Here is a 23,941-nt window from a genome sequence, read left to right on the forward strand (position 1 = left end):
AAGAAGTTTAGTAGTAAGCTTTGAGAGTATAATGTTGGTATAGTTACCATAAGAAAACGCAACATAGTATAAAATTTTCTTTAAGTTAACCGAAACTATATGTAGACTTGTAAAGTCTAGGATTGATAAATGGGAAGCAAGCTTCCCGATTGTGGTGCATGAGGAGTTGAATATGGCTGAAATTCGCGACCTAGCTCTCCAGGCAATTAAAACTGGATATCTGACATTGGAAGCTGAAGAGAAATTGCGTTATCTGATGTCACATCACTACGGACAAGAAGATTTTCTGGCTTTCATGCGATTGCAGGAAGCCGCTATGCAAGGCAGGGTTACACAGGAATCGCGGGAGCGGCTAAAGCGAAGGCACTTGAGCGTAGCGATCGCATCACGGACGTAACTAAGTCTGGCGCTAAATTATTTTTCTGAACGGGACGAATCGTCCTCGTTATCCACCTTCCAGTCTTCGTCATCCACAAATCCCCAATCATCGTCATCGTTATTTTGAGGGCGGTTACTGGGTGGTGGCGAAGACGTATTTTGTTGTTTGTAGGGTGGGGTAAGAACGCGGTACTCGGCATCATAGACTGATTCGGTTCTACCTATACCTGAATTTTTTGGTTCGCGAGCGCTATAGGAGTAAACTGAAGCAGAGCGATCGCTACTTTTGGGTTCATTAGGTTCGTCAGCATCATTGCTAGTTAGGTGATTGGTCTCATCGCTAGCATAGTTTTTTTGCCGCTCTTGGGGTTGACGCTGAGTGTCTTGAGGAACGTAATCCCAGTCATCATCAAGGTTGCTACTGCGTTTTCTGTCCGCAACAGCGCGATCGGTATACTCTTGGCGATCGGGGGGATCTTGCGTGGCGGGTTCTGTATCTTCAGTAAAGTTCCAATCGTCATTAGCTGTAGTGTCCCATCCGTCCGATTCTTGCACGGATGGTTGAGTTGGTCGTGGAGAACTAGCAGTATAGCTGTAGGTATTTGTTTTAGGAGGGTCTGGCGTTTTGTTAGGATTTTTCTCTTCTGAAGCAAACCGAGTCGAAGTTTTTGCGGCTCGACGGCGCTGCTTTTTCGCTCTCGGTTGGGCAAAATAGCTAGCGATTTGAAAACAACTGGCAATGAATATTGAGGTTATTGCACCAGCAGCAACACTAAACAAAATCCAGATTGACAAAGGTAATGCCTGAGTTTGTCCGCCTAAAAATACCAAAGACAGTACTGGTGTCCAGTTTTGCACCAGCAGTACCGTCAGACCTCCCAGTAATATCAATAAAAGAAAGAAGCGGATGGCAGCCATAATTTTGAGGGGAGACAAGGGGACAAGGAAGACAAGGGGACAAGGAAGACAAGGAAGCAGTTAATTTTGAACGCCAGTTGCGGGACTGTCGGCAGAGCCGCCCAACACACTGGCTCCTTTTAAGTTTTAATTTTTAACTTCCCTATTCCCTACTCCCTGCTACCTACTCCCTATTATCGTCCTTGCCATCGTTCGATTGGAATGCAGTCGATATCGAGTTGATCTAAGGTACGAGCAACGACAAAATCCACTAAGTCTTCGACAGTTTTTGGATTGTGATACCAAGCAGGGATTGCTGGCACAATTCTAGCGCCTGCCTCTGCTAGCGTGGTGAGGTTGCGGAGGTGAATCAGACTAAAGGGGGTTTCTCTAGGCACGACAATCAGCTTGCGCCCTTCTTTCAACTGGACATCAGCAGCGCGTTCGAGCAAGTCGGAACTCAAACCATTGGCAAGCTTTGCTACCGTACTCATACTACAAGGCATGACTATCATGCCTAGCGTACGAAACGAGCCGCTGGCAATGTTAGCGCCTACATCTCCCCAAGGATGGCAGCGGAGTTTTCCTAGAGATTCTACCCTTGCCTGCTGTCGCCAAAATTGCTCTTGTTGCAAGGGTTCTACAGGCATCCGAATATTTTGTTCCGCCTGCCAAACCATGTAGGCTGATTTGGAGGCAACTAGCTCGATCTCGTAGTCTGCCTCCAAGAGATATTTCACCGCTCGGACGGCATAAATTAATCCTGATGCCCCGCTGACGCCCAGGATCAGCGGTAGATTATTCCTCATCGTCAAAATACGTATCTGAGTCGTCGCTCAAGTCGTTATCGAGGGGTGAGGTGTCCTCTAGCCGATCGCCACTAAGCATTCGATCGCCGTTGACTGTCACTAAGTCGATTTGCTGGCGGTAGTAGTCTACGCTCTTGACTTGTACGGAAACGCGATCGCCTAAACGATATGCAGCACGGTTTTTCCGCCCAAATAAAGCTTGTTGTCTGCCGCGATACTCGTACCAGTCATCTTTGAGAGAACTGACGTGGACTAAGCCTTCAACTCGCAACGTTCTGCCTTTAGTGTCGGAGACTTCTATTTCCACGAAAAAGCCGTAGGACTGGACTCCGGTAATAATGCCTTCAAACACGTCGCCGATGCGCTGTTTCATCAGTTGAGCTTTTTGTAACCCAACTAAATCGTCTTCGGCTTCCTGAACTTCCTTGTCTCGCTCGTTCAACTGCGCGATCGCACCTGCAATATAAACTTCTAGCTCCTGCTGCGTTTCTGGAGGCAAGACGTTCCAGCCAATTTTGCCATGAGAGGAGCTATGACGTAAATTTATGCTGTCTTTTGCCCGTGTAGTCCGGCGATCGCGCCCTTGCTCGAATATTGTATGTAAAACTCGCTGAACGATTAGATCGGCAAACCGCCGCAAGGGAGCGTGAGAGTGGGTGTAGCCAGGTAGAGCTAAGCTAAAGTATGGCTGGAATTTACTGCTGTAGGCACTCGGCTTTAGCGTATCCCGTAACAAATAAGTCAAGACTTGTTCTGCTTGGGGCGATCGCGCAAACTGCTCGGTAAATTCTTGGTAGTCTCCTGCATGGACGGCATCTTCTCGATCTAAGCCCAGCTCTACTCCTAAGTTAGCTGCTAGCTTGATTGTTTCTTGCACGTCTTCGACATCGGGAGGCGGTTGAATGCGATAAATCGCAGGTACGCCCAAAGCGTTTAGATGCTCGGCAACAACTTGATTTGCTAATAACAACAACTCAGTGACCAATTCGGAGAGTTTGGGTTCTCCTTGAGTCAGAACTCCTAACCTGCCTTCGTCGTAGTAGGAGTACTGACGAGGTGGTAAATTGAGGGCAAAGCTACCTCTAGCTTGTCTTTGCTCTTGTAAGGCTTTGCTTAATACTGCTAGCTGCCCCACTTTTTCTACCACTGCGGCTGGTAGTCCTAGTTCTGCACTGCGATCGCTGAGAATATTCTCTACAACTTCAGCATCAAGTTGGTAATCGACTTGGATCGCGCTCGGTTGAATTTCAAACTCCACAATTTGTCCGGTTGCTGCATCCAAAGTTAGCAGAACGGAAATGGCACGGCGATCGCTTTCTGGCTCGAATGCACTCCGTTGCGCCACCGCATCGGGGAATAAAGGCAGAATTTTTTCTCCCAGGTAAACGCTGCTGGAACGTTTCAACCCTTCACGATCTAAAGGCGTATCTGGATCGATAAAGTAGGCAAGATCGGCAGTATGAACGCCTAATTGCCACTGTCCCGTCGTCGTTTTTTCCAAAGTAAAAGCATTTTCAACATAGGTCGTATCGTCCGCTGACTCTCGGAAACTTAAGGTGAGGAGCGGACGCAGATCGCTTCTAGTTTTGAATTCTTTGCGGCTAATTTGAGCTGGTAATTCGACCGCTGCTTCAAGCACGGATGAGGAAAAGGCACGGGGTAGGTTGTGCTTGCACGACACCAACTCTACATCTGAGGCGGCTTCGGCATCGCTGCCTAAAACTTGTACCACTCTGCCTAAAGGAGGATATTGGGCAATGGGATAGCGGAGGATTTCTACATGTACTAAATAGTCAATCGCTTGTGCTAAGTCGTGACCGTCGGGTTGCAGTTCGATTTCAAATAGGAGGCGATCGTCTAGAGGAACAGCTCTAAAATTAGTATCTGTTTGCTTGATTCTTGCTAACAGACTTTGATTTGCCCGTTCTAAAATGAGTTGGACTTCGCCTTCGGGACTGCGACGACGGCTACCTTCTTTCGTCAGTTTCACTAAAACGCGATCGCCATTCCAAGCATTACTTAGATGACTTTCGCGAATGTAAATATCTTCTGCTCCCTCAGCTTCTTGAATTGCAAAGCAAAAGCCTTTACTAGAACAACGAAGTTTAGCCTCAATTGTTCCTTCTTCTCTTACCCGACGATACTTACCGTGTTCCTTAACCAAAACACCGATTTTTTCCAGTACGTCTAGGGCAATAAATAACCTTTGAATACTACTTTCGTCTTGATAATCTAGTTTTTTTTCTAGGGCTTTTGCTGCAACTAATTTATCACTTGTGAAATTACCTAGTAGTGTAGCGATTGAAAACTCCATGTAGCGAGCCGACCTCCGGTCAAAATATCATACTTCTTGTTGTCTGGGTTAGGCAGTTAGCTATCTCTTCCTGCCTGTGGAAAATACGCTTTTTCCTTTTATCTCTACCATTAGCCAGATCTTTACCACTGGGCGCAACTTTGGCTTTGGTAGGGTGAAACAGTTGGGACTTCTAACAGCAGTATCTCACCCAACTCCCAAAATAACCTTTGTTACTAGGAAAGGCGAGAGGGTTGCATCATCAAGGTCTATACTCTACACAACGGATGTAGTAATGCTGCGTGCGAGTCGGTTGCCTCTCACCAACGGATATATAGCCACAAGTAAATCGCAGCTAGGCAGTGAGATAACGAGGATTGAAGTGTCAAAAGATGTAACACTTGTGATGCAGTAGGATTTGCCCGATTGAGTTGGAATACCATTTACTCAGTTTTGTTACACTCTCTTCAAAAAGTCGGTAACATTTGAGTAAGCAGTACGCCATCTACTAAAATTGGCTATCCCCATTCTATTTTAGGAAACAAGCGACATATAGGAAAGGGGCTAGGGGCTAGAGTGTCTTGGGACAAGGGAGAGGGGGAGACAATGGAGACAAGGGAGACAAGGGAGAGGGGGGAGACAAGGGAGAGGGGGGAGACAAGGGAGACAAGGGAGAATTTTGATATATTCTTCTCATTCTGGCTCCTGAATTCTGACTCCTGGCTCCTGACAAACAACGAATGACGAATAACAAATGACAAATGACAAAAGCTTAATTTCAGAGTTATTGACAATTTATCAGGGTAAGTTTGTCGTGCGGGTAGCGGTACAGGTTGATGGTATTGTTCGTGCTACTGGGATGGCAACAGCAGAAACGCTGGAAGCAGCAGAAGATAAGGCGAGAGAAAGAGCGATCGCTTGTTTCAACCACAATTTTCTCGCCCCAATTGCCCCAAAAAATCAAACAATTTCTGCATTACCTACGCCACCAGAAATACCCGTGGCGCAACCAGCTGCATCTCTATCTGAACCCAGCAGTTCTTCTAGTCCTCCTACTCCTACTGAATCGCAGTTAGATTTTAGCTACACGCCAGAATTAGAACCCCTTACAAAAGAACAAAAATCGACTTCCATCAGTACTGGTGGTAGAGGCAACAGTAAATCGTTAGCCACCAATTCCGAACCATCACTGGAAACAGATATTTTTGGCGGAGATTTTGCTGCTGACTTATTCGCTGCTAGTAGCAGTAAACCGCCTTTATCCAAAGACAATTATGAAAGCGCAGATTTGTCCTCTAATTATGAATCTCTAGCGATCGCAGATGATACAACAAGAGAAGAAACTCAATCATCTGCGGACTTAGCTACGGAATTACAAAAGATTGAGGTCAAACTGAAGGAAGCAAAGCTGAAGGCAAATGACGAACGCGAATGTTTGGAAACTAACTACGGTAAAGGGTCGCGCTACGAGTTAACAGCCCTACAAGCACGGGACTTCAATCGCTATTTGGAGTTATATAGTCAAACAACTCAAGCCGTCAAAGAGCTACAGGAACTTGGATGGGATGCTAAAGAAGGTCCTAAATACCTGCAAGCAAAATATAGCAAGAATAAGCGGCATCAATTGACCGAGCGGGAATTACAGGGATTTTTGGACTATTTGCAAACCGAGCGCGATCGCATTGGTGTAAGCTAGAAACGCGCAGTTGCGCGTTTCTACAAAACAATCTAGCCAACCGCTGCCATCGGTCGTCTACCAACAGCTTTCTTGTCGATAACTTGATCGATCAAACCATAATCCATCGCTTCTTGGGGCGACATAAAGAAATCTCGCTCTGTATCTTGCTCGATCCTTTCTAGCGGTTGACCTGTATGTTCGGCTAAATGCTCGTTCAACTTCCGCTTGTGGTACAAGATTTCTTTAGCTTGAATTTCAATATCAGTGGCTTGTCCCTGCGCGCCACCGAGAGGTTGATGGATCATGATTCGCGAATTTGGCAGGCTCATGCGCTTTCCTTTCATGCCAGCACTGAGTAGAAAAGCCCCCATACTGGCTGCTAATCCCGTACATATAGTACAAACATCGGGGCGAATGTGCTTCATCGTATCAAAAATACCCATTCCCGCCGTCACCGAGCCACCAGGAGAGTTGATATAGAGATAGATGTCTTTCTCGCCATCCTCAGCATCCAAATACAACAACTGGGCGACAATCAAATTAGCCAAGTTAGAATCAATGGCTTGTCCTAGAAAGATAATCCGTTCCCGCAGCAAGCGAGAGTAGATATCAAAAGCGCGTTCCCCGCGTCCAGATTGTTCGATAACAATAGGAATCATTCGGTTAGTCTGTTGTGAGTTTTCTTCATTTTATCTATTAAGAAGGGGTGAGGAGCGAGGAGTGAGGAGTGAAGGAAATTTTAAATTTTTAAGAAGGGGTGAGGAGCGAGGAGTGAGGAGTGAGGGAAATTTTAAATTTTGGATTTTAGATCGAATTTCTCCCTTGTCCGCCTTGTTTGCCTTGTCGCCTTGTTTCTTTTGTCACCTTGTCTATCTATCCTTCTCTCACTCCTTGCTCCTCACTCCTCGCTCCTTTTCGATAGACTGGCAGTGAAGGCAACCACAATTTAACCATGACTAATCGCTTGGCTCAAACTCAAAGCCTTTATCTCCGCAAGCACGCTGAAAACCCGATTGATTGGTGGTTCTGGTGTGATGAGGCTTTGGCAAAGGCAAAAGCAGAAAATAAGCCGATCTTTCTGTCGATTGGTTATTCTAGCTGTCACTGGTGTACGGTCATGGAGGGAGAAGCTTTTTCCGATCTTGCCGTGGCAGCATACTTGAATGCTAACTTTTTGCCAATTAAGGTAGATCGAGAAGAACGTCCCGATATTGACAGTATCTACATGCAAGCCTTGCAGATGATGACTGGACAAGGGGGTTGGCCTTTAAATATCTTTCTCGCGCCAGAAGATTTAGTTCCATTTTATGGTGGAACTTATTTTCCCTTAGAACCGCGATACGGTAGACCAGGATTTTTACAGGTTCTGCAAGCGCTGCGCCGTTATTACGATACCGAAAAACAGGATCTGCGATCGCGCCAGGAAGCAATTCTCGAAGCTATCCAGCAAGCTGCTATTCTCCCCAATACCCAGCCTTTAAATTCAGCATTACTGCGTCAAGGAATTGAAACCAGTACGGGAATTATTACAGGTGGCGACTACGGAACTAAATTTCCCATGATTCCTTATGCTGACTTAGCTTTACGGGGGTGGCGTTTCTTGCCCGTCTGGAAAGATAATTTTCGCTACAATCTCCCAGAATCTTGTACTCAGCGTGGTATCGATTTAGCTTTGGGAGGAATTTACGACCACGTAGGGGGTGGCTTCCATCGCTACACTGTCGATCCGACTTGGACAGTCCCCCACTTTGAAAAGATGCTCTACGATAACGGGCAAATTGTCGAGTATTTAGCAAATTTGTGGAGTGCGGGAGTCAAAGAACCAGCTTTTGAAAGGGCGATCGCGCTGACTGTAAAATGGTTGCAACGAGAAATGACGGCTCCTGAAGGCTATTTTTATGCCGCTCAAGATGCTGATAGTTTTATACATCCAGAAGAAGCAGAGCCAGAGGAAGGAGCGTTTTACGTTTGGAGTTACAGCGAATTAGAGAATATCCTAACTTCAGAAGAATTAACTGCAATACAGGCAGAATTTACCGTCACTCCCCAAGGCAATTTTGAAGGCAAAAATGTTTTACAACGCCGCCAAGTTGGTATTTTAAGTGAGACAGTAGAATCAGCTTTGAAAAAACTGTTTCAAGTGCGCTACGGTTCTACAGTTGAAGAATTAGAGATTTTCCCTCCTGCTAGAAATAACCAAGAAGCAAAAACTCAAACTTGGGCGGGGAGAATTCCGGCTGTCACCGATACCAAAATGATTGTTGCCTGGAATAGTTTGATGATTTCAGGTTTAGCAAGAGCTGCTATCGTATTCCAACAAAATGATTATTTAGATTTGGCTGTTCGTGCAGCAAACTTCATCTTAGAAAATCAGTGGGTAGACGGGCGTTTTCATCGGCTGAATTATGATGGTAAGGCTGCTGTGATGGCGCAGTCGGAAGATTACGCCCAATTTATCAAAGCATTGTTGGATTTACATCAGGCATCACTTGTAGAGACGTTACATGTGGAGACGTTACATGTAACGTCTCTACATTGGTTGGAAAAAGCGATCGCAGTTCAAACAGAGTTTGATGAACTTTTGTGGAGTGTAGAACTAGGAGGCTATTTCAATACCGCTAAAGATGCGAGTCAGGAGTTAATTATTAGAGAACGCAGCTATATGGATAATGCGACTCCGGCGGCGAATGGAGTAGCGATCGCCAATCTCGTGCGGTTAGCTCTACTGACGGAAGATCTAACTTATCTCGATCGCGCCGAGCAAGGTTTACAGGCTTTTAGCAGTGCCATGCACCAACACCCACAAGCTTGCCCCAGTCTATTCACTGCTTTTGATTGGTATTCTCACTGTACGACGATTCGGACTTCACAACAGCAAATTGAGACATTTTTAACACAGTATCTTCCTGCTGCCGTACTGACCCAAGCAGATAACTTACCAGATTCCAGTGTTGGTCTAGTCTGTAAGGGTTTGACTTGTCTTGCACCTGCCGAAACCTTAGAAAAAATGCAACAACAGATTCAACAAAGCCAGATGAGAGGGATGTAGGAAAATAGTGCGAATGAAAGGCGCAGCTACACAAATCAAGTCCGCCTGGGCGAACTAATAGTAAAGTCGAGGATTTACAAAACCTGCAGCTGCGGGTTTTGCTTGTATAGACGCGATTTCTAATCGTCCAGCTTAATAGAATATAATTTCGTTTCTTTAGGAGATATACTTCCTCTGCCATACTATAGATGGGGTTCTAAATAGTGCATTAGTACTATTTACCCAGTGGTAGGGAAGAGTTTCAAATCAATGTCTTACGAGCCGCTACACCATAAATATCGCCCTCAGACTTTTGCCGATTTGGTAGGTCAAGAGGCGATCGCGACTACATTAACTCATGCGATCGAGCGACAGAAAATCGCCCCTGCCTATTTATTTACGGGTCCGAGGGGGACGGGAAAAACCTCTAGCGCTCGGATTTTAGCAAAATCGCTGAACTGCCTCAATAGCAACAAACCAACAGCTCAACCCTGTGGTGTCTGTGTCGTGTGTCAAGGAGTTGCTAAAGGTGCGACTCTAGATGTGATTGAAATCGATGCTGCTAGTAACACGGGCGTAGATAATGTTAGAGAACTGATCGAACGCGCCCAATTTGCCCCCGTCCAGTGTCGTTACAAAGTGTACGCAATCGACGAATGCCACATGCTCAGTACGGCAGCGTTTAATGCCCTGCTGAAAACCTTAGAGGAACCACCAGCACACGTCGTATTTGTCCTAGCTACCACCGATCCCCAACGGGTATTACCAACAATTATTTCGCGCTGCCAAAGGTTTGATTTCCGCCGCATTCCGCTAGACGCGATGATAGGGCATTTAAGCGCGATCGCAGCTAAAGAAAGCATTGATATTACCCCAGAAGCCATACATTTAGTTGCATCCTTTGCCCAGGGGGGGTTGCGGGATGCCGAAAGTTTACTCGATCAGTTGAGCTTATTAGCTGGAGTCGTGACTGTAGAGCGAATTTGGGATTTAGTCGGTTCTGTTGCCGAGCCAGACTTGCTAGAGATTTTACAGGCGATCGCACAGAATCAACCAGAAGCATTACTCGATGCCGTGCGTCGAATTATGGATCGGGGTAGGGAACCGTTAACGCTGCTGCAAAACTTGGCAGGTTTCTATCGTGATTTACTTGTGGCTAAAACCGCGCCCAACCGTAACGATCTCATCGCCGTTACTCCTGCAACATGGGATGCGCTTTGCACGCAAGCTAAAGTTTGGGATATTTCTAATATCTTGGTAGGACAACAGCACTTAGCTAAAAGTGAAGCCCAAATCAAAAATACAACCCAGCCCCGCTTATGGCTAGAAGTCAGCTTATTGGGATTGTTGCCATCTGCTTCACTTAGGGAGCAGGGAGCAGGGAGCAGGGGCAAGAGAGCTGAGGGAGCTGAGGGAGCTGAGGGAGCAATTCGCAATTCAACTCCACACCCCACACCCCAGACCCCACACCCTATTCCTGAGCGTACCACGCATCACGCACCACTTTCTAACCACCAACCAACAGCCAACAACCAACAGCCAACAACCAACAACTACCAACCAACAACTACCAATCAACAACCAACAACTACCAGCACTCAAGAATCTTCACTTCCGAATTCCGAATTCCAAACTCCAAATTCTTCTAATGAGGAAGTTTGGCTTCAGGTACTTGCTTGCTTGCAACCGCACTCGACTCAAGCATTGCTCAAGCAAATGGGACGATTGATTCAATTTGAAGCTGGTATTGCTCGGATTGGCATGAAATCTCCGGCTTGGCGCGATCGCGCTAAAGCTTACGTGCCAAATATCAAAGCTGCTTTTCTCTCGGCATTCGGACAAGAAGTTCAGGTACAGCTAGAATTAGCCGCGATGCCGAAGGAAGTTCGCGAGGCAACCTTGACTGTGGCTAAGATTGCTCCAGCTAATAGCAGCGCACTTGAAACGAAAAACAATAATACGAATGGCACTGCTCCCGCGATCGAGTATACAACTGGAGTAAGTATGGCTCAGCCAGCTGCTCCAGTCTCAAACTCCCAATCAGCAACCGCCTTTCAGGATGGCTCTGCGAAAACACCAATCTCAGCAGCCGCAACTGGAGATCCGGTGACTCCCACGACTTCCACTCCAGTCGGACAACTAGAAATTAGCGAGTTCGATATTGTAGTTCAACGCTTTGCTAAATCTTTCAATGGTGAGGCGATCGGTGACAGTACAGAATTTACCTCATCTACAGACATCAGCAGTATCTCATCTGCCACTGTTCCAGAGTGGGAAGATAGTGATACTGCCGAAGACTCCGATCTTGATTTTTAGTGTGGTAAGTGGTACGTGGTGAGTGTTGCGTGGAAAGACAACCAATTACCTATTACCTATTACCTTATTACCAAATCCTAACTCTTACCCTGATGAACAGTTTTAACCCATTTCAATCGTTTAGGGCGAACGGACATTCTCGCAGTGATACTGGGCATCACCACTAACCAGTGAAACATATAAATAGTACCGCGCATGGTTTGAAGTAGCAGCATCAACAGCGTTGATAAACGCAGCTTTCCATCTGGATGAAACCGCTTTAGCCCTTGATACATCCACAACATAGACATTGACATGGCTAAACCTGTCAGCGGGCTAAATACAGGCAAACGATTGCGGGCGATCGCCATGAACAAATCGGGAACCTGGGCAGCGGGTAATAAGTACTGAATTAGCAGATACATGAACATGTCAAAGGTTTTTTGAGTTCCCATGCGGTTGCTCAGGATCGGTCGCCAGTAGTCTAGGTAACGCTGATAGCCGCCTTCTGCCCAACGATTACGCTGATGCCATAGGGCAAGTGCTGTCGTTACACCTTCTTCCTCCACTGCTGGATAAGGTAGAAACTCAATTTCCCACCGATCTAGGTGCAAGCGGAATGTCAAATCGAGGTCATCGGTGATTGTCTCCTCATTCCAGCCACCGCAGCGCTGCAAAGCTGCACGACGGACGAATTGACCGTTCCCTCGTAGTTCACCCAGTCCGCCAACTGCAAGTCGTTGCTGCTGTACGTAGGCATCCAAAGCCATTTCAGCTTGCTGTCCCAGCGTCCAGAAATTTTCGCTGGCATTGGCGATCGCCTTGCGCACTTGTACGGCTCCTACCTTTTTTTCTGCAAACAGAGGCAGAACTTGTTTGAGTAGGTCGGGAGTCACGCGAGCATCAGCATCAAATACTGCTAAAATCTCACCTTTAGTCAGCGGCAAGACTTGATTTAGCGCTCCTGACTTGCCACCAGTTGCTCCAGTCTGGCGATGCAATACTCTCAAGCAGTCGTATTCCTGCTCCAGTTGTGATAGGATTTTTGGCGTGTTGTCGGTGCTATCATCGTCTATCACCCAAACTTCGTACTTGTCATTTGGATAATCTTGATTGCAAAGTATCTTGACAAGATTGCCGATTACTGCTTCTTCGTTCTTGGCTGCCACAAGCAGGGAAATAAAAGGAGCCGTTGCCAGTGCTTCATCACTAACTAATTCTGCCTGCTGGCGCGGTCGAGCTAAGACTATCCGCAGGGCATGAATCCCAAACAACGTAGTTAGACCAAGTACAAACCATGCTCCCCAAGAAACTAAATGCAGGGCAATAGTACTGCTCCAGATCGTAACTAAAACAACTGCGGCTTTGCGCCTGCGACCTTGGAACAGAGATGGCAGCGACGTTGCTGGCAACGTTTCTACAGATTCTTCTGCATCTGACAGGTCTGACAAGAAAGCGCTCAGTGCGTCTAGTTCGTCATATGAATCATTTTCAGACCATGAATTGGCTGGCATAGGTCACTACTCGATCGAACACCAGTAATTGTTTGCGCCATCAGTGGCTTTGCAGTCTTATTGTATCTGACATTTATACCCATCTCGGCATTTCACCTCTTAGCCCCGACTTCCAACCCATGTCACCCCGCTCTGGATACACCTTACCAGTATTCGCTTGTGCTGCGGCTGTAGCAGCTTTACAGCAGATCAAACAAGGGCGATCGCTCGATCGCGTTTCAATCGACTTACTCGAACCACCTGAAATTGTCGAAATTGCGATCGAACAAGTAGCCGAACTCAAGCCAGGGATGGCTTTAGCAGTTACCCGCAGCGATCCTGGGGATAATTTGGACATCACGCGCAATACCCCAATTTGGGCATTGGTAGAATTGGGAGTCGGGGAGAAGAGGGCTGGGGGAGACAAGGGAGACAAGGGAGAGGGGGAGACAAGGGAGAGGGGGAGACAAGGGAGACAAGGGAGAGGGGGAGACAAGGGAGACAAGGGAGAGGGGGAGACAAGGGAGACAAGGGAGACAACACCAACTACCAACTACCAACTACCAACTACCAACTACCAACTACCAACTACCAATTACCAACTACCACGCACCCGCAAAATATCATCATCAATGGTGGGGAAGGAATCGGCAGGATAGTCAATGATTCTTCAATTCCGAATTCCGAATTCCGAATTCCGAATTCCCCGGCAATTTACGCCTATGCCCAAAGATTGCTGTACGCCAACTTAGAGCGATCGCTTGCTCCAGGGGAAACAATTCAAGTTACGATTATCCTTCCAGAAGGCAGAAAACTCGCGGAGCGGACTTCTAATTCTGCTTTTGGCGTGGTAGATGGACTCTCTTTGCTGGGGACGACAGGGATCTCTCAACCTTTGAGCGCCCCAGGACAGTTAGATATCTGTCGCGAACAATTACAAACAAAAGCACGACAGTTTGAAAGTTTGGTTTTTTGTGTGGGAGAAAATGGTCTAGACTTAGCACCTCAACTGGGGATCGATCGCGAACGGTTAGTTAAAACCGCAAATTGGCTGGGTTCTCTGCTAGTAGAGGCGGGATTGCAGGGAGTCAAAGAAATTTTGTTGTTCGGCTATCATGGTAAGCTGCTGAAACTCGCAGGTGGGATTTTTCACACGCACCACCACCTGGCTGATGGACGGCGCGAGATCCTCACGGCACACTGCGCCAATTTAGGCTTACCGACAAACGTTCTTCAGGCAATTTTTGCTTGTCCTACAGCGGAAGCCGCGCTGAAATATTTACGGGAATTGGATGTAAGAGAAAACAGCGACTGGGTAAGTCGAGTTTATGAAACGATCGCCGCAGAAATCGATCGACGTTCTCAGGAATATATCTACAATCACAGCGATCGCCAAGTTAGTGTTGGTACAGTTCTGTTTGACCGCGATCGTCAAATTTTAGTCAAAAGCGAAACTGCTACTACCATCCTGGATCACTTGTGTTAACTTAATAAGAATAAACATTTTAAAGATAGCAATAAATACAGTTTTAGTATCCCTCTTTAGATAGGGATATATTTTTTAGATTTGTCATCGAGAGCTTCATCTCTTAGAGCAACCTTTTCTCATCCAGTAGGACTTCCAGCAGTGACAATACAAACAGAAATGCCGCCACAAGATACGTCACTCAGGCGGCTAGCTCGGCAAACGATCGTGATTCTTGACTTCGGCTCTCAATATTCGGAATTGATTGCCCGTCGGATTCGCGAGACTCAAGTTTATTCTGAAGTGATCTCCTATCGCACCAGCGCCGAACAACTGCGCCTACTCAATCCTAAAGGAATTATCCTCTCAGGGGGACCCAATTCCGTGTATGACAAAGGTGCTCCGCAGTGCGATCCCGCAATTTGGCATTTGGGTATCCCTATCCTTGGCGTGTGCTATGGAATGCAGCTGATGGTAAATCAGTTAGGCGGGCAAGTCGTTCGCGCCGAACGGGGAGAATATGGTAAAGCAGCCTTGCGTATAGACGATCCCACGGACTTGCTGACCAACGTAGAAGATGGGACGACCATGTGGATGAGCCACGGGGATTCGTGCGTCAAGCTACCGGAAGGATTTGAAATTCTCGCCCATACAGAAAATACTAGCTGTGCGGCGATCGCCGAACACAATACAAAACTTTACGGCGTGCAGTTCCATCCAGAAGTCGTCCACTCAATCGGTGGTTTAGCATTGATCCGCAATTTTGTCTACCATATTTGCGACTGCGAACCAACTTGGACGACAGCGGCTTTTGTTGAAGAGTCAGTGCGAGAAGTACGGGCGAAAGTCGGTGATAAGCGAGTGTTGTTGGCACTTTCGGGTGGTGTAGATTCTTCTACCCTAGCTTTCTTGTTACATCGGGCGATCGGTGACAAACTGACTTGTGTATTCATCGATCAAGGCTTTATGCGCAAGCACGAACCGGAACGGTTGGTGAAGTTGTTTCGAGAACAGTTTCACATTCCGGTAGAGTATGTTAACGCTAGCGATCGCTTTTTAGCTGCGATCGCGGGTGTTACCGATCCCGAAGAAAAACGCCGTCGGATCGGACATGAATTTATCAGCACGTTTGAAGAAAGTTCCAAGCGTCTCGGACCCTTCGACTACCTCGCGCAAGGGACGCTTTACCCAGACGTGATCGAATCTGCCGATACTAACGTCGATCCCAAAACAGGCGAACGTGTCGCGGTGAAGATCAAGAGCCATCATAACGTCGGTGGTTTACCCAAAGACTTGAGATTCAAACTCGTCGAACCCCTCCGCAAACTCTTCAAAGACGAAGTTCGTAAAGTCGGACGGGCGATCGGTTTACCGGAAGAAATTGTTCAGCGCCAGCCATTCCCTGGTCCTGGCTTAGCAATTCGGATTATTGGTGAAGTTACAGCCGAACGGTTGGAAATTCTCCGCGATGCAGATCTGATCGTCCGTCAAGAGATCAATCGGCAGGGTTTATACAATGACGTATGGCAAGCCTTTGCAGTCCTTTTACCAATTCGTAGCGTTGGTGTCATGGGCGATCAGCGTACTTATGCTTACCCAATTGTCCTACGCCTCGTTACTAGCGAAGATGGGATGACAGCGGATTGGGCAAGGGTTCCTTACGATTTGTTGGAACTAATTTCTAATCGGATCGTGAATGAAGTCAAGGGCGTAAATCGCGTCGTCTATGATATTACTTCTAAGCCACCTGGAACCATCGAGTGGGAATAGGAAGAGATTGTGAATATAGAGTTCGATCTCAAAGAAATCTTGACTAGGTTAGAAACCAAAGTTGACAAGATTTCAGAAGATGCTAGCGATATCAAAACCAATCTAGTCAGAGTGGAAGCAGAACTCAAAGGCGAAATTTGGGTTTTGGATGAAAAAATAGACGGTATTGTCAAGTGGGTTGACACCCAGGAATTCATCAACCGAGGAGTGGTAATTGGATTAGTACTGGCAATTTTAGGAGGGTTTGCCAAAATCTTTGGTTTTGTTTCCTAAATCGTACTTGAGTGGGGTGGGCATTGCCCACCCTACTTCTCACTAAGGCTTTGTTTTTTTTGTAACTCAACAGCGAACAGTTGAATCAATTCATCTTGCTGAGTATTGTCTATGTTGGCGAGTTGACGGCTAATAGGCTCAACTAGTTGTGATGGAAGCCCCCAAAGCTGTAGCAATGCAGTAAAAGTATAGTAGTGTTGATTATTAAATGCCATGACTTTTGTAGTTTTTTAGAGTCAGTAATGTGGTATAAATTGTAACGTTAGTATTTGCTGACTGCAAGTAAGTACTAGCCCTTACTTTTTGACTTTTAGCTTTTGACTTTTGACTTTTGCTCTACCAACTGACTCACATAGCGATCGCCCCAATCGCGCATCATCAGTAAAATTGGTTCTAAACTGCGACCGAATTCGGTTAAAGAATATTCTACTTTTGGTGGCACTTCAGCATAAACGGTACGCTTAACCACACCATCTTTTTCTAATTCGCGTAACTGCAAAGTCAACATTCTTTGAGTGCAGCCTTGTACTAGACGCTGGAGTTCGTTGAATCGCTTCGTTCCCTCCATTAAATGAAATAGGATCACGCCTTTCCATCGACCACCAATCACATCTAATGTTGCTTCTACAGAGCAACTGTAGCGGTAATCGTATTGTCTGCTTTGCATAGAATGCCTCGGATAGGATAATTTTTGATACTACTGCACAAGTTTGATACTACTTCACAAAATTGTGCGTACTTGTCAATTTTTAATTTAGCCTAGAAACTCAAAGTATAGTTTTTGAAGTGCAGCTATTTAAACGAAGTGCAATTAGAAGTAAAGTCGCACTTTCATTTCAGCTTGCTGTTAGTTATTTGTCGCGTTTCAACCAATGATTGAGGTCGTCTCAATCTACAATTTTGTGCTGTCTGTCAACTAATTGGAGACATTTATGAAAGCATACGAAATTCAAAACGACAAGCCAGGTTTGGATGCTTTAACTTTAGTAGAACGCCCGCAACCGCAACCCAAAGCTAAACAAGTTTTGGTAAAAATGAAAACTGCATCCCTCAATTACCGAGATTTACTAGTTGCAAAAGGAGCTTACGATCCCAAATCTCTCAAAGTAATAGTGCCGCTTTCTGATGGTGCGGGGGAAGTTGTCGCTGTGGGAGAAGGTGTGACGCGAGTGAAGGTAGGCGATCGCGTTGCAGGCATTTTCATGCAAACATTTATATCGGGAGAATTAACAGCAGAAAAAGCCAACTTTGCTCTTGGTGGTGCGATCGATGGTGTATTAGCAGAGTACGTTGTCTTTGACGAACAGGGAGTTGTCAAAATTCCCGCACACCTATCTTATGAAGAAGCTGCAACTTTACCTTGTGCTGCTGTTACAGCTTGGAATGCAATGATAGTAGAGGGACAACTTAAAGCAGGTGATACGGTGCTGCTACAAGGAACAGGTGGCGTATCGCTGTTTGGCTTGCAATTCGCAAAAATGATGGGCGCACGAGTTATTCTAACTAGCAGTAGCGATGACAAATTAGACCGTGCTATCCAGCTAGGCGCAGATGTAGGAATTAATTACAAAACTACGTCCGACTGGGATGAAAAAGTTGAGAAATTGACCGATGGTAGAGGTGTAGATCTAGTTGTAGAAGTTGGGGGATCGGGAACGCTGTCAAAATCCCTTCGTGCCGTGCGCTATGGCGGTAAGGTAGCGATGATTGGCGTGCTTACAGGTATTGCAGGAGATGTCAGCACTGGTTCAATCCTGTTCAAACATATCCGAGTCCAAGGTATTTATGTAGGCTCTCGCGATTTATTTGAAGACATGAATCGGAGTATTAAGCTGCATCAAATGAAACCGATTATAGATCGGGTCTTTCCATTCCACGAAGCCAGAGCAGCACTAGCCTATCTCGAAAGCGGCGCACACTTGGGCAAAGTCTGTATAAGCCTGTGAGAATCAAACGGATCCTAGAGGACTCGAACCTCTGACTTACCGATTAGAAATCGGTTGTTCTATCCACTGAACTAAGGATCCAGAAACTAAGTCAAGGTAGAACATTGCTACCCTAACAAAAAGTAAGCTGCACTTACATTAGAAGTGAGCTTACATATCCTATCAAAAAATTGGTCGATTGTGGATGACTATCCAAAAGTCGAGCTATTCCAGCCCCACATGTAACCTTTCGCGTCATTAAATTCAATGTAGATGCGATTTTTGTCTACACCCAGCGCCTGGTTAATCTGCTGGCAAAAGTCTTGACTCATTGCCTTAGTTTGCTCTGGCTTCATTGTTCCAACGCTTTTTACTTCTACATAGCAAACTGGATCTAACGTTCCAGCAAAAGTCATCGGTACACCAGGTTCAAACGCTGTCATTACGTATGATTCTGGTTTACCTGTATGTTTTGCCAACATGGAAGATAGGCTTTTCAGCAACGCTTCCACGTCAGATTCAGCAGGAGTCGCGATCGAAGTTTGGACTTTAATTAATGGCATAGTTAGTAAGTGACTAGTGGCTGGTGGCTGGTGACTAAAATAGCTTCCTTGTCTCCCTTGTCTCCCTTGTCTCCCTTGTCCTCTTTCTAGCCTCCATATTGCCAGCCAGTTGTCTCCAAGCGCAGCGCGTCTCCTTCACGGTGAACGCCAGCAGCGATGACTTCGCCAACATAAACTGTATGGTCGCCTTTTTCCACCGCGCCAACAACTTGACACTCGACATAGCCTAAAGAGTCAGTCAAGATCGGACACCCCGTTTCACCGAGATAAAACTCAATATCGTCGAATTTGTTGCCTACTCGTCGTTGGGGTTGAAAGAATTTTTGGGCAATGTCTTTTTGTTCGGCATCGAGAAAACTGATAGCAAATACCCCACTGGTTTTAATCATTTCGTGGGATTTGGAGTCTTGTTTGACACAATTGACTATTAAAGGTGGTTTGAAAGAAGCTTGCATGATCCAGCTAGCAGTGAAGCCATTCACGTCTTCTCCATCTTTCACACCACATACATAAAGTCCGTGCGGAATCTTCCGCAACATGGTTTTCTTGGCTTGTTCGTCTAGCAAGGCGCGTTCCCCTCAGTTATTTTTACTTCACTAAGTAAATCTTATCGAACCGCAGGGGACAGTTATCAGTGTACAGACGTTACATGTAACGTCCGTACAAAGTTATCACTTATCAGTGACCGTAATTATGGATTGAGTTTTTGCTGAGGGCGAAACAGGTGGGTATGTTCGGGATGGTAGAGGCGAGATCTTGCCGTGACTTCTCCTAATGCGGGGCTGATAACGTAAAGAGTAGTACGAATTAGGTTTTCTTTGTGAGTAGTCTCTGCCATTTTGTCAAGGGTGGTGACACAAATTCTTTCGTCTTCCCAACCCAAGCGAAAACAAATTGCTACGGGAGTTTCTGACGGGTAGTGTGCCAATAATTGGCTTTGTGCCGATTCTACATGACGGGCGGCGAGGTAGAGGCAAAGACTAGCTTGATGGGCGGCGAGGGATGACAATTCTTCTCTTTCTGGAACTTGCGTGCGTCCGCTAATGCGACAAAGAATAATTGTTTGTACGAGTCCGGGGACGGTTAATTCAACGTTGAGTTTGGCAGCAGCAGCTTGAAAGGCACTGATCCCAGGAATGACTTCAAACGGAATTTCAGCGGCAGCGAGGGCTTGTATTTGTTCGTGGATGGCGCTGTAGAGACTCGGATCTCCAGATTGCAGGCGGATCACAGATTTATGCGATCGCACCCTTTCCACCATCACGGGTAAAATATCCTCTAAAGTTTTATTTGCCGTATGGATAATTTCTGCTTCTGGACGGCACATTTTTAAGATTTGTCGCGGTACGAGGGAGTCGGCATAAAGAATGACATCTCCCTGCATTAAAAGCTTTTGGGCTTTAACGGTCAAAAGTTCTGGATCGCCTGGTCCTGCCCCTACAATGTATACTCCTGGGGCGAGGGTAGGAATTGATGTGCGATTTAACTCGATAGTAGATTCAGAAGTATTAGACATAGGCGATCGAGAGCTGCTTGTAATCGCAGATTTAAGATTTTCTCCAAATTTTCACATTCTTTTCCGAAGTCGAGTCACTTCACGATGAAGATACCTATTGGTAGATGCTGCATCATAAGTAAGCCCTAAATTCAGCCCTTAGGGCTTTTTTTTCTTAAGATTCAGCGCTTGGAGACTTCTATCCTTGGTTCTGGTGCTGTAACTGGAGGCGCAACATCTGGTAATGAACGACGATAAATATATAACCAAGCAAGCCCTAATAACCCGATGCCAACTCCTACTAGACTCACCATTTGAGCCATCCGCAACGGTCCTAGCATTAAACTATCGGTACGCAATCCTTCAATCCAAAAGCGCCCTAAGCTATAAGCTACCATGTAGGTTAAAAATAGCGTGCCAGTCTTCAAACGCAATCCTCGTAAGCTGCGGAAAAACAAATACATTAAGAGCCCGAATACCATTAAATTCCATAACGATTCGTAGAGAAACGTAGGATGAAAGTATTCAAAATTTCCGTATCCAGGCGGACGGTTGCTAGGAGGAATATAGAGTTTCCAAGGTAAATTTGTAGGGCTACCAAAGGCTTCAGAATTGAAAAAATTTCCCCACCGTCCGATCGCCTGTCCTAAAATCAGCGAAGGAGCAATCAGATCGGCTACTTGCCAAAAAGAAATCTTGCGTAACCGACAAAAGATTAAAGTTGCGATAACTCCACCTATGATTGCACCATGAATGGCAATTCCACCCTCCCAGATCGCAAAGATCTTACCTGGATTGTTAGCATAGTTCGACCACTCAAATAATACATAGTACAAGCGGGCAGCAGGGATCGCTCCCACGACTAACCAAATCGCTACATCGCCAATAATATCGGGGTTAACGTGACGGCGTTTAGCCAAATATTGCGATAGAGTAACTCCAATTAATACAGCCGAGGCAATCAGCAGACCATACCATCGGAGTGTCAAAGGACCAATTTGTACCAGAATTGGTCCAGGAGAAGCAAATTGCCATGCCAAAGGCAAATCGGGAATCGCAGGTAGCATTGGGATTATATGTTTGAGGGTGTTTTGCCTGTGCAACAGCACAGGCTACGGAATTTATCTTACATCTAGTTAGTCAACACCCAATTTACCAGAGTTCTTACGCCAAAACCGGTTGCTCCAGCGTTGTTATAGCCATTTTCCTTGTCCGTCCAGACAGGACCAGCTACATCCAAATGCACCCAAGGAGTTTCTTTAACAAATTGTTTGAGAAATAGGGCAGCGGTAATCGAACCACCAGCACGGGGACCCGTATTCTTCATATCGGCAATCCCAGACTTCAAACCCTCAAAATATTTTTCTTCCATAGGTAGCCGCCAAAACTTTTCGCCTGCAATCTCAGCAGCAGCTTGGATTTCATGAGCTAAAGCATCGTGGGGAGTAAATAATCCCGCGATCTCATCTCCCAAGGCGACAATGCAAGCACCAGTTAAAGTAGCTAAGTCAACGATCGCATCTACGCCTAATTTTTCAGCAAACACCAGCGCATCTGCTAAAGTCAACCGTCCTTCAGCATCGGTGTTATTCACTTCAATCGTCTTGCCATTTGAGGCTTTGAGGATATCGCCAGGGTGCATGGCACGACCGCTGATCATGTTCTCAGTAGCAGCGCTGATAAAATGCACTTCTACATCGGGCTTCAGTTGCGCGATCGCTTTAGCTGCCCCTAGAGTCGCCGCAGCACCACCCATATCCATTTTCATCGTTTCAATCCCGCTGCCAGCGCCCTTAATATTCAAGCCGCCAGAATCGAAGGTTAAGCCCTTACCAATAATCGCCAGCTTGCGCTTAGGCGTACCATCGGGTTTGTAGGTCAAGTGGATGAATTTGGGAGGCAACTCCGAAGCTTGGGCAACACCTAAAAACGCGCCCATACCTAACTTTTCACAATCTTCCCGTTCGAGAATTTCAACCGCCAATCCGTGTTCGGAGGCGATCGCCTGTGCTGTTTCTGCCATTGTGACTGGTGTTACGGCATTAGCTGGAGCAGCCACCAATTCCCGCGCCAAAATTACACCCGAAGCAATCTGGCTGGCACGGGTAACAGCATCATCTTGACTGCCCAACCCTAGTAAGTCAACTCGCTCTACAGTTGGCGGTTTCTCTTCTGGTTCTGACTTAAACCGATTATCTTGAAATAAAGCCAGTTGAATTCCCTCAGCCAAAGCTTGAGCCGTTGCAGTCGGATCGTTATTCCACGCTGGCAAGCTAATTCCTAAAGTTTTACACCGTTCCTTTTTCGCTAACCGCGCCACTGCCGCAGCTGCTTTACGCCAGCTATCTATTTTTAGTCCATCTGGCTTACCCAGTCCTACCAATATGACTTTGCGGACGGCGCTACCACCGCTAACCCGCGTCACCGCCGTACTACCTTCTTTCGCATTAAACTCCGTATCTGCGATTAGTTCCGCGATCGCCCCAGCAAATTTTCCGTCCAGCTCTGCCAGTTCGCCTGTCAATTCTACAGCATCCTCAAATAAACCAAGGGCAAGAGCATCTCCAGCCCAGTCTAGAAGTGGTGTATCAATCGCTCGAATTTCCATTACTCTGCGTTCCGCTTTTTAGCTTCTTGTTCCAGTATTGCGTAAAAAAGGGAGTAGGGAGCAGGGAAGAAAGACAAGGGGGACAAGGGGGACAAGGGGGAACTCGCTCTTCCCCGCGACCGAAGGGAGTGGGGATTAGGGGGCGAAGGGGGACAAGGGGGACAAGGGGGACAAGGGGACAAGGGGGACAAGGGGGACAAGGGGGAATAACTACCAACTACCAACTACCCATTACCCATTACCCATTACCCATTACCCATTACCATTTACCCATTACCCATTACCATTAAAATGATATAAGTCATGAGTTAAATTCAGATCGAGTGGGAGACAGCGACTTACTTAAGGGAATTAACCTGTACCTGGTGGGAATGATGGGTGCGGGTAAGACGACAATAGGAAAAATACTAGCAGCCCAACTCGGTTACGGGTTTGTCGATACGGATGCAGTCATCGAACAACTGACACAAAAATCAATTAACCAAATCTTTGCTGAAGAGGGAGAAACAACGTTTCGGCAGATAGAAACTAAAGTCTTATCAGAAGTTTGTGCCTACACTCGTCTCGCCATTTCTACTGGTGGCGGAATAGTACTGCGGCGAGAAAACTGGAGTTATTTGCATTATGGCTTAATTGTTTGGCTGGATGTGCCGGTCGAACAACTCTACAGCCGCTTAGCAGAAGATAATACTAGACCTTTACTACAAGATCCCGATCCAATTGGAAAACTGCGATCGCTCCTCGATGAGAGGCGATCGCTCTACGCCGAAGCTGACTTGCACATTACCCCTCATCCCCAAGATACGCCAAATGCGATCGCAGCACAGGTATTAGAAGCAATTCCTTCAGTGTTGAAAGCGGGAGTCGGCAGTCGGGAGTAAGGAGTCGGGAAAGGAGGACAAGGGGGACAAGGAGGACAAGGAGGACAAGGAGGACAAGGAGGACAAGGAGGACAAGGGAGCAACTACCAA

The 23,941-nt window shown here is 46.4% G+C and carries 22 protein-coding genes, 1 tRNA gene and 1 pseudogene; 11 read left to right on the top strand and 13 right to left on the bottom strand.

The window, feature by feature from the left end; translation table 11 throughout:
- Positions 1 to 172 precede the first annotated feature (172 nt).
- The gene (locus M5J74_RS25485; protein WP_250014014.1) at positions 173 to 397 is read left to right on the top strand and encodes a hypothetical protein; all 225 of its coding nucleotides are present in this window, start codon (positions 173 to 175) and stop codon (positions 395 to 397) included.
- A 17-nt stretch (positions 398 to 414) separates the two neighbouring features.
- Here the strand turns inward: M5J74_RS25485 and M5J74_RS25490 are convergent, their stop codons facing one another.
- From M5J74_RS25490 to M5J74_RS25500, 3 genes are all read right to left on the bottom strand, one after another.
- A complete protein-coding gene (locus tag M5J74_RS25490) occupies positions 415 to 1,296 on the bottom strand; it encodes a LapA family protein (protein WP_250014016.1) in 882 nt (293 codons plus the stop codon).
- A 173-nt stretch (positions 1,297 to 1,469) separates the two neighbouring features.
- Positions 1,470 to 2,084: a flavin prenyltransferase UbiX gene (locus M5J74_RS25495; RefSeq protein ID WP_015156804.1), complete on the bottom strand. Its 615-nt coding sequence runs from the start codon at positions 2,082 to 2,084 to the stop codon at positions 1,470 to 1,472.
- On the bottom strand, positions 2,074 to 4,398 hold the full coding sequence (locus M5J74_RS25500; RefSeq protein ID WP_106217837.1) for a ribonuclease R family protein: 2,325 nt from the start codon (positions 4,396 to 4,398) through the stop codon (positions 2,074 to 2,076). Before M5J74_RS25500 ends, M5J74_RS25495 begins: the two co-directional genes overlap by 11 nt.
- Positions 4,399 to 4,953: 555 nt before the next feature.
- Between M5J74_RS25500 and M5J74_RS25505 the strand changes: the two genes are divergently transcribed.
- Together M5J74_RS25505 and M5J74_RS25510 are read left to right on the top strand one after the other, a co-directional pair.
- A complete protein-coding gene (locus M5J74_RS25505) occupies positions 4,954 to 5,121 on the top strand; it encodes a hypothetical protein (protein WP_250014018.1) in 168 nt (55 codons plus the stop codon).
- 10 nt (positions 5,122 to 5,131) lie between these two features.
- Positions 5,132 to 6,073, top strand: a complete 942-nt coding sequence (locus M5J74_RS25510; RefSeq protein ID WP_250014020.1) for a hypothetical protein — start codon at positions 5,132 to 5,134, stop codon at positions 6,071 to 6,073.
- A gap of 32 nt (positions 6,074 to 6,105) precedes the next feature.
- On the opposite strand, the gene clpP is transcribed toward M5J74_RS25510, so the two are convergent.
- Complete coding sequence (clpP, locus tag M5J74_RS25515; protein WP_106171151.1) at positions 6,106 to 6,714, bottom strand: ATP-dependent Clp endopeptidase proteolytic subunit ClpP; 609 nt, start codon at positions 6,712 to 6,714, stop codon at positions 6,106 to 6,108.
- A 293-nt stretch (positions 6,715 to 7,007) separates the two neighbouring features.
- Here clpP and M5J74_RS25520 point away from each other — a divergent pair, with 293 nt between their 5' ends.
- Together M5J74_RS25520 and M5J74_RS25525 are read left to right on the top strand one after the other, a co-directional pair.
- A complete protein-coding gene (locus M5J74_RS25520) occupies positions 7,008 to 9,104 on the top strand; it encodes a thioredoxin domain-containing protein (RefSeq protein ID WP_015156809.1) in 2,097 nt (698 codons plus the stop codon).
- 249 nt (positions 9,105 to 9,353) lie between these two features.
- Positions 9,354 to 11,399 (top strand): DNA polymerase III subunit gamma/tau, encoded by a 2,046-nt coding sequence (locus M5J74_RS25525; protein WP_250014022.1) that lies wholly within the window; start codon positions 9,354 to 9,356, stop codon positions 11,397 to 11,399.
- Positions 11,400 to 11,476: 77 nt separating this feature from the next.
- On the opposite strand, the gene M5J74_RS25530 is transcribed toward M5J74_RS25525, so the two are convergent.
- Entirely contained in the window at positions 11,477 to 12,892 is a 1,416-nt protein-coding gene (locus tag M5J74_RS25530; RefSeq protein WP_015156811.1) for a glycosyltransferase family 2 protein, read from the bottom strand.
- A gap of 188 nt (positions 12,893 to 13,080) precedes the next feature.
- On the opposite strand from M5J74_RS25530, the pseudogene cbiD reads away from it, so the two are divergent.
- From cbiD to M5J74_RS25550, 3 genes and pseudogenes are all read left to right on the top strand, one after another.
- Positions 13,081 to 14,357: pseudogene (cbiD, locus tag M5J74_RS25540) on the top strand (cobalt-precorrin-5B (C(1))-methyltransferase CbiD); the annotation flags it as partial.
- 159 nt (positions 14,358 to 14,516) lie between these two features.
- Complete coding sequence (gene guaA, locus M5J74_RS25545) at positions 14,517 to 16,106, top strand: glutamine-hydrolyzing GMP synthase (protein WP_041462616.1); 1,590 nt, start codon at positions 14,517 to 14,519, stop codon at positions 16,104 to 16,106.
- A gap of 9 nt (positions 16,107 to 16,115) precedes the next feature.
- The gene (locus M5J74_RS25550; RefSeq protein WP_015156814.1) at positions 16,116 to 16,379 is read left to right on the top strand and encodes a hypothetical protein; all 264 of its coding nucleotides are present in this window, start codon (positions 16,116 to 16,118) and stop codon (positions 16,377 to 16,379) included.
- A 32-nt stretch (positions 16,380 to 16,411) separates the two neighbouring features.
- Here the strand turns inward: M5J74_RS25550 and M5J74_RS25555 are convergent, their stop codons facing one another.
- Together M5J74_RS25555 and M5J74_RS25560 are read right to left on the bottom strand one after the other, a co-directional pair.
- Positions 16,412 to 16,594, bottom strand: coding sequence for a hypothetical protein (locus M5J74_RS25555; RefSeq protein WP_250014026.1), 183 nt, complete (start codon positions 16,592 to 16,594; stop codon positions 16,412 to 16,414).
- 95 nt (positions 16,595 to 16,689) lie between these two features.
- Positions 16,690 to 17,046 carry a helix-turn-helix domain-containing protein gene (locus tag M5J74_RS25560; RefSeq protein ID WP_015156816.1) on the bottom strand — a complete coding sequence of 119 codons (357 nt, stop codon included), beginning with the start codon at positions 17,044 to 17,046 and terminating at the stop codon, positions 16,690 to 16,692.
- Positions 17,047 to 17,311: 265 nt separating this feature from the next.
- Here M5J74_RS25560 and M5J74_RS25565 point away from each other — a divergent pair, with 265 nt between their 5' ends.
- Positions 17,312 to 18,325, top strand: coding sequence for an NAD(P)-dependent alcohol dehydrogenase (locus M5J74_RS25565; RefSeq protein WP_250014027.1), 1,014 nt, complete (start codon positions 17,312 to 17,314; stop codon positions 18,323 to 18,325).
- Positions 18,326 to 18,333: 8 nt separating this feature from the next.
- Here M5J74_RS25565 and M5J74_RS25570 read toward each other — a convergent pair.
- The 6 genes from M5J74_RS25570 to M5J74_RS25595 form a co-directional block, all read right to left on the bottom strand.
- Positions 18,334 to 18,406: transfer RNA gene (locus M5J74_RS25570), tRNA-Arg, on the bottom strand.
- Between the two features lie 107 nt (positions 18,407 to 18,513).
- Positions 18,514 to 18,867 carry a phenylpyruvate tautomerase MIF-related protein gene (locus M5J74_RS25575; RefSeq protein WP_106546744.1) on the bottom strand — a complete coding sequence of 118 codons (354 nt, stop codon included), beginning with the start codon at positions 18,865 to 18,867 and terminating at the stop codon, positions 18,514 to 18,516.
- A gap of 86 nt (positions 18,868 to 18,953) precedes the next feature.
- Complete coding sequence (locus tag M5J74_RS25580; protein WP_015156819.1) at positions 18,954 to 19,433, bottom strand: flavin reductase family protein; 480 nt, start codon at positions 19,431 to 19,433, stop codon at positions 18,954 to 18,956.
- A gap of 125 nt (positions 19,434 to 19,558) precedes the next feature.
- A complete protein-coding gene (cobM, locus tag M5J74_RS25585; protein ID WP_015156820.1) occupies positions 19,559 to 20,383 on the bottom strand; it encodes a precorrin-4 C(11)-methyltransferase in 825 nt (274 codons plus the stop codon).
- Positions 20,384 to 20,544: 161 nt separating this feature from the next.
- Complete coding sequence (gene lgt / locus M5J74_RS25590; RefSeq protein WP_250014029.1) at positions 20,545 to 21,429, bottom strand: prolipoprotein diacylglyceryl transferase; 885 nt, start codon at positions 21,427 to 21,429, stop codon at positions 20,545 to 20,547.
- Between the two features lie 65 nt (positions 21,430 to 21,494).
- Positions 21,495 to 22,970 (bottom strand): leucyl aminopeptidase, encoded by a 1,476-nt coding sequence (locus M5J74_RS25595; RefSeq protein WP_250014031.1) that lies wholly within the window; start codon positions 22,968 to 22,970, stop codon positions 21,495 to 21,497.
- Positions 22,971 to 23,098: 128 nt separating this feature from the next.
- On the opposite strand from M5J74_RS25595, the gene M5J74_RS25600 reads away from it, so the two are divergent.
- Both M5J74_RS25600 and M5J74_RS25605 read left to right on the top strand, forming a co-directional pair.
- Positions 23,099 to 23,260: a hypothetical protein gene (locus M5J74_RS25600; protein ID WP_250014033.1), complete on the top strand. Its 162-nt coding sequence runs from the start codon at positions 23,099 to 23,101 to the stop codon at positions 23,258 to 23,260.
- 81 nt (positions 23,261 to 23,341) lie between these two features.
- Positions 23,342 to 23,851, top strand: coding sequence for a shikimate kinase (locus tag M5J74_RS25605; protein ID WP_181246451.1), 510 nt, complete (start codon positions 23,342 to 23,344; stop codon positions 23,849 to 23,851).
- Positions 23,852 to 23,941: the final 90 nt, after the last annotated feature.

This window comes from Chroococcidiopsis sp. CCNUC1 (genome assembly GCF_023546805.1).
Taxonomy (GTDB): Bacteria; Cyanobacteriota; Cyanobacteriia; order Cyanobacteriales; family Chroococcidiopsidaceae; genus Chroococcidiopsis; species Chroococcidiopsis thermalis.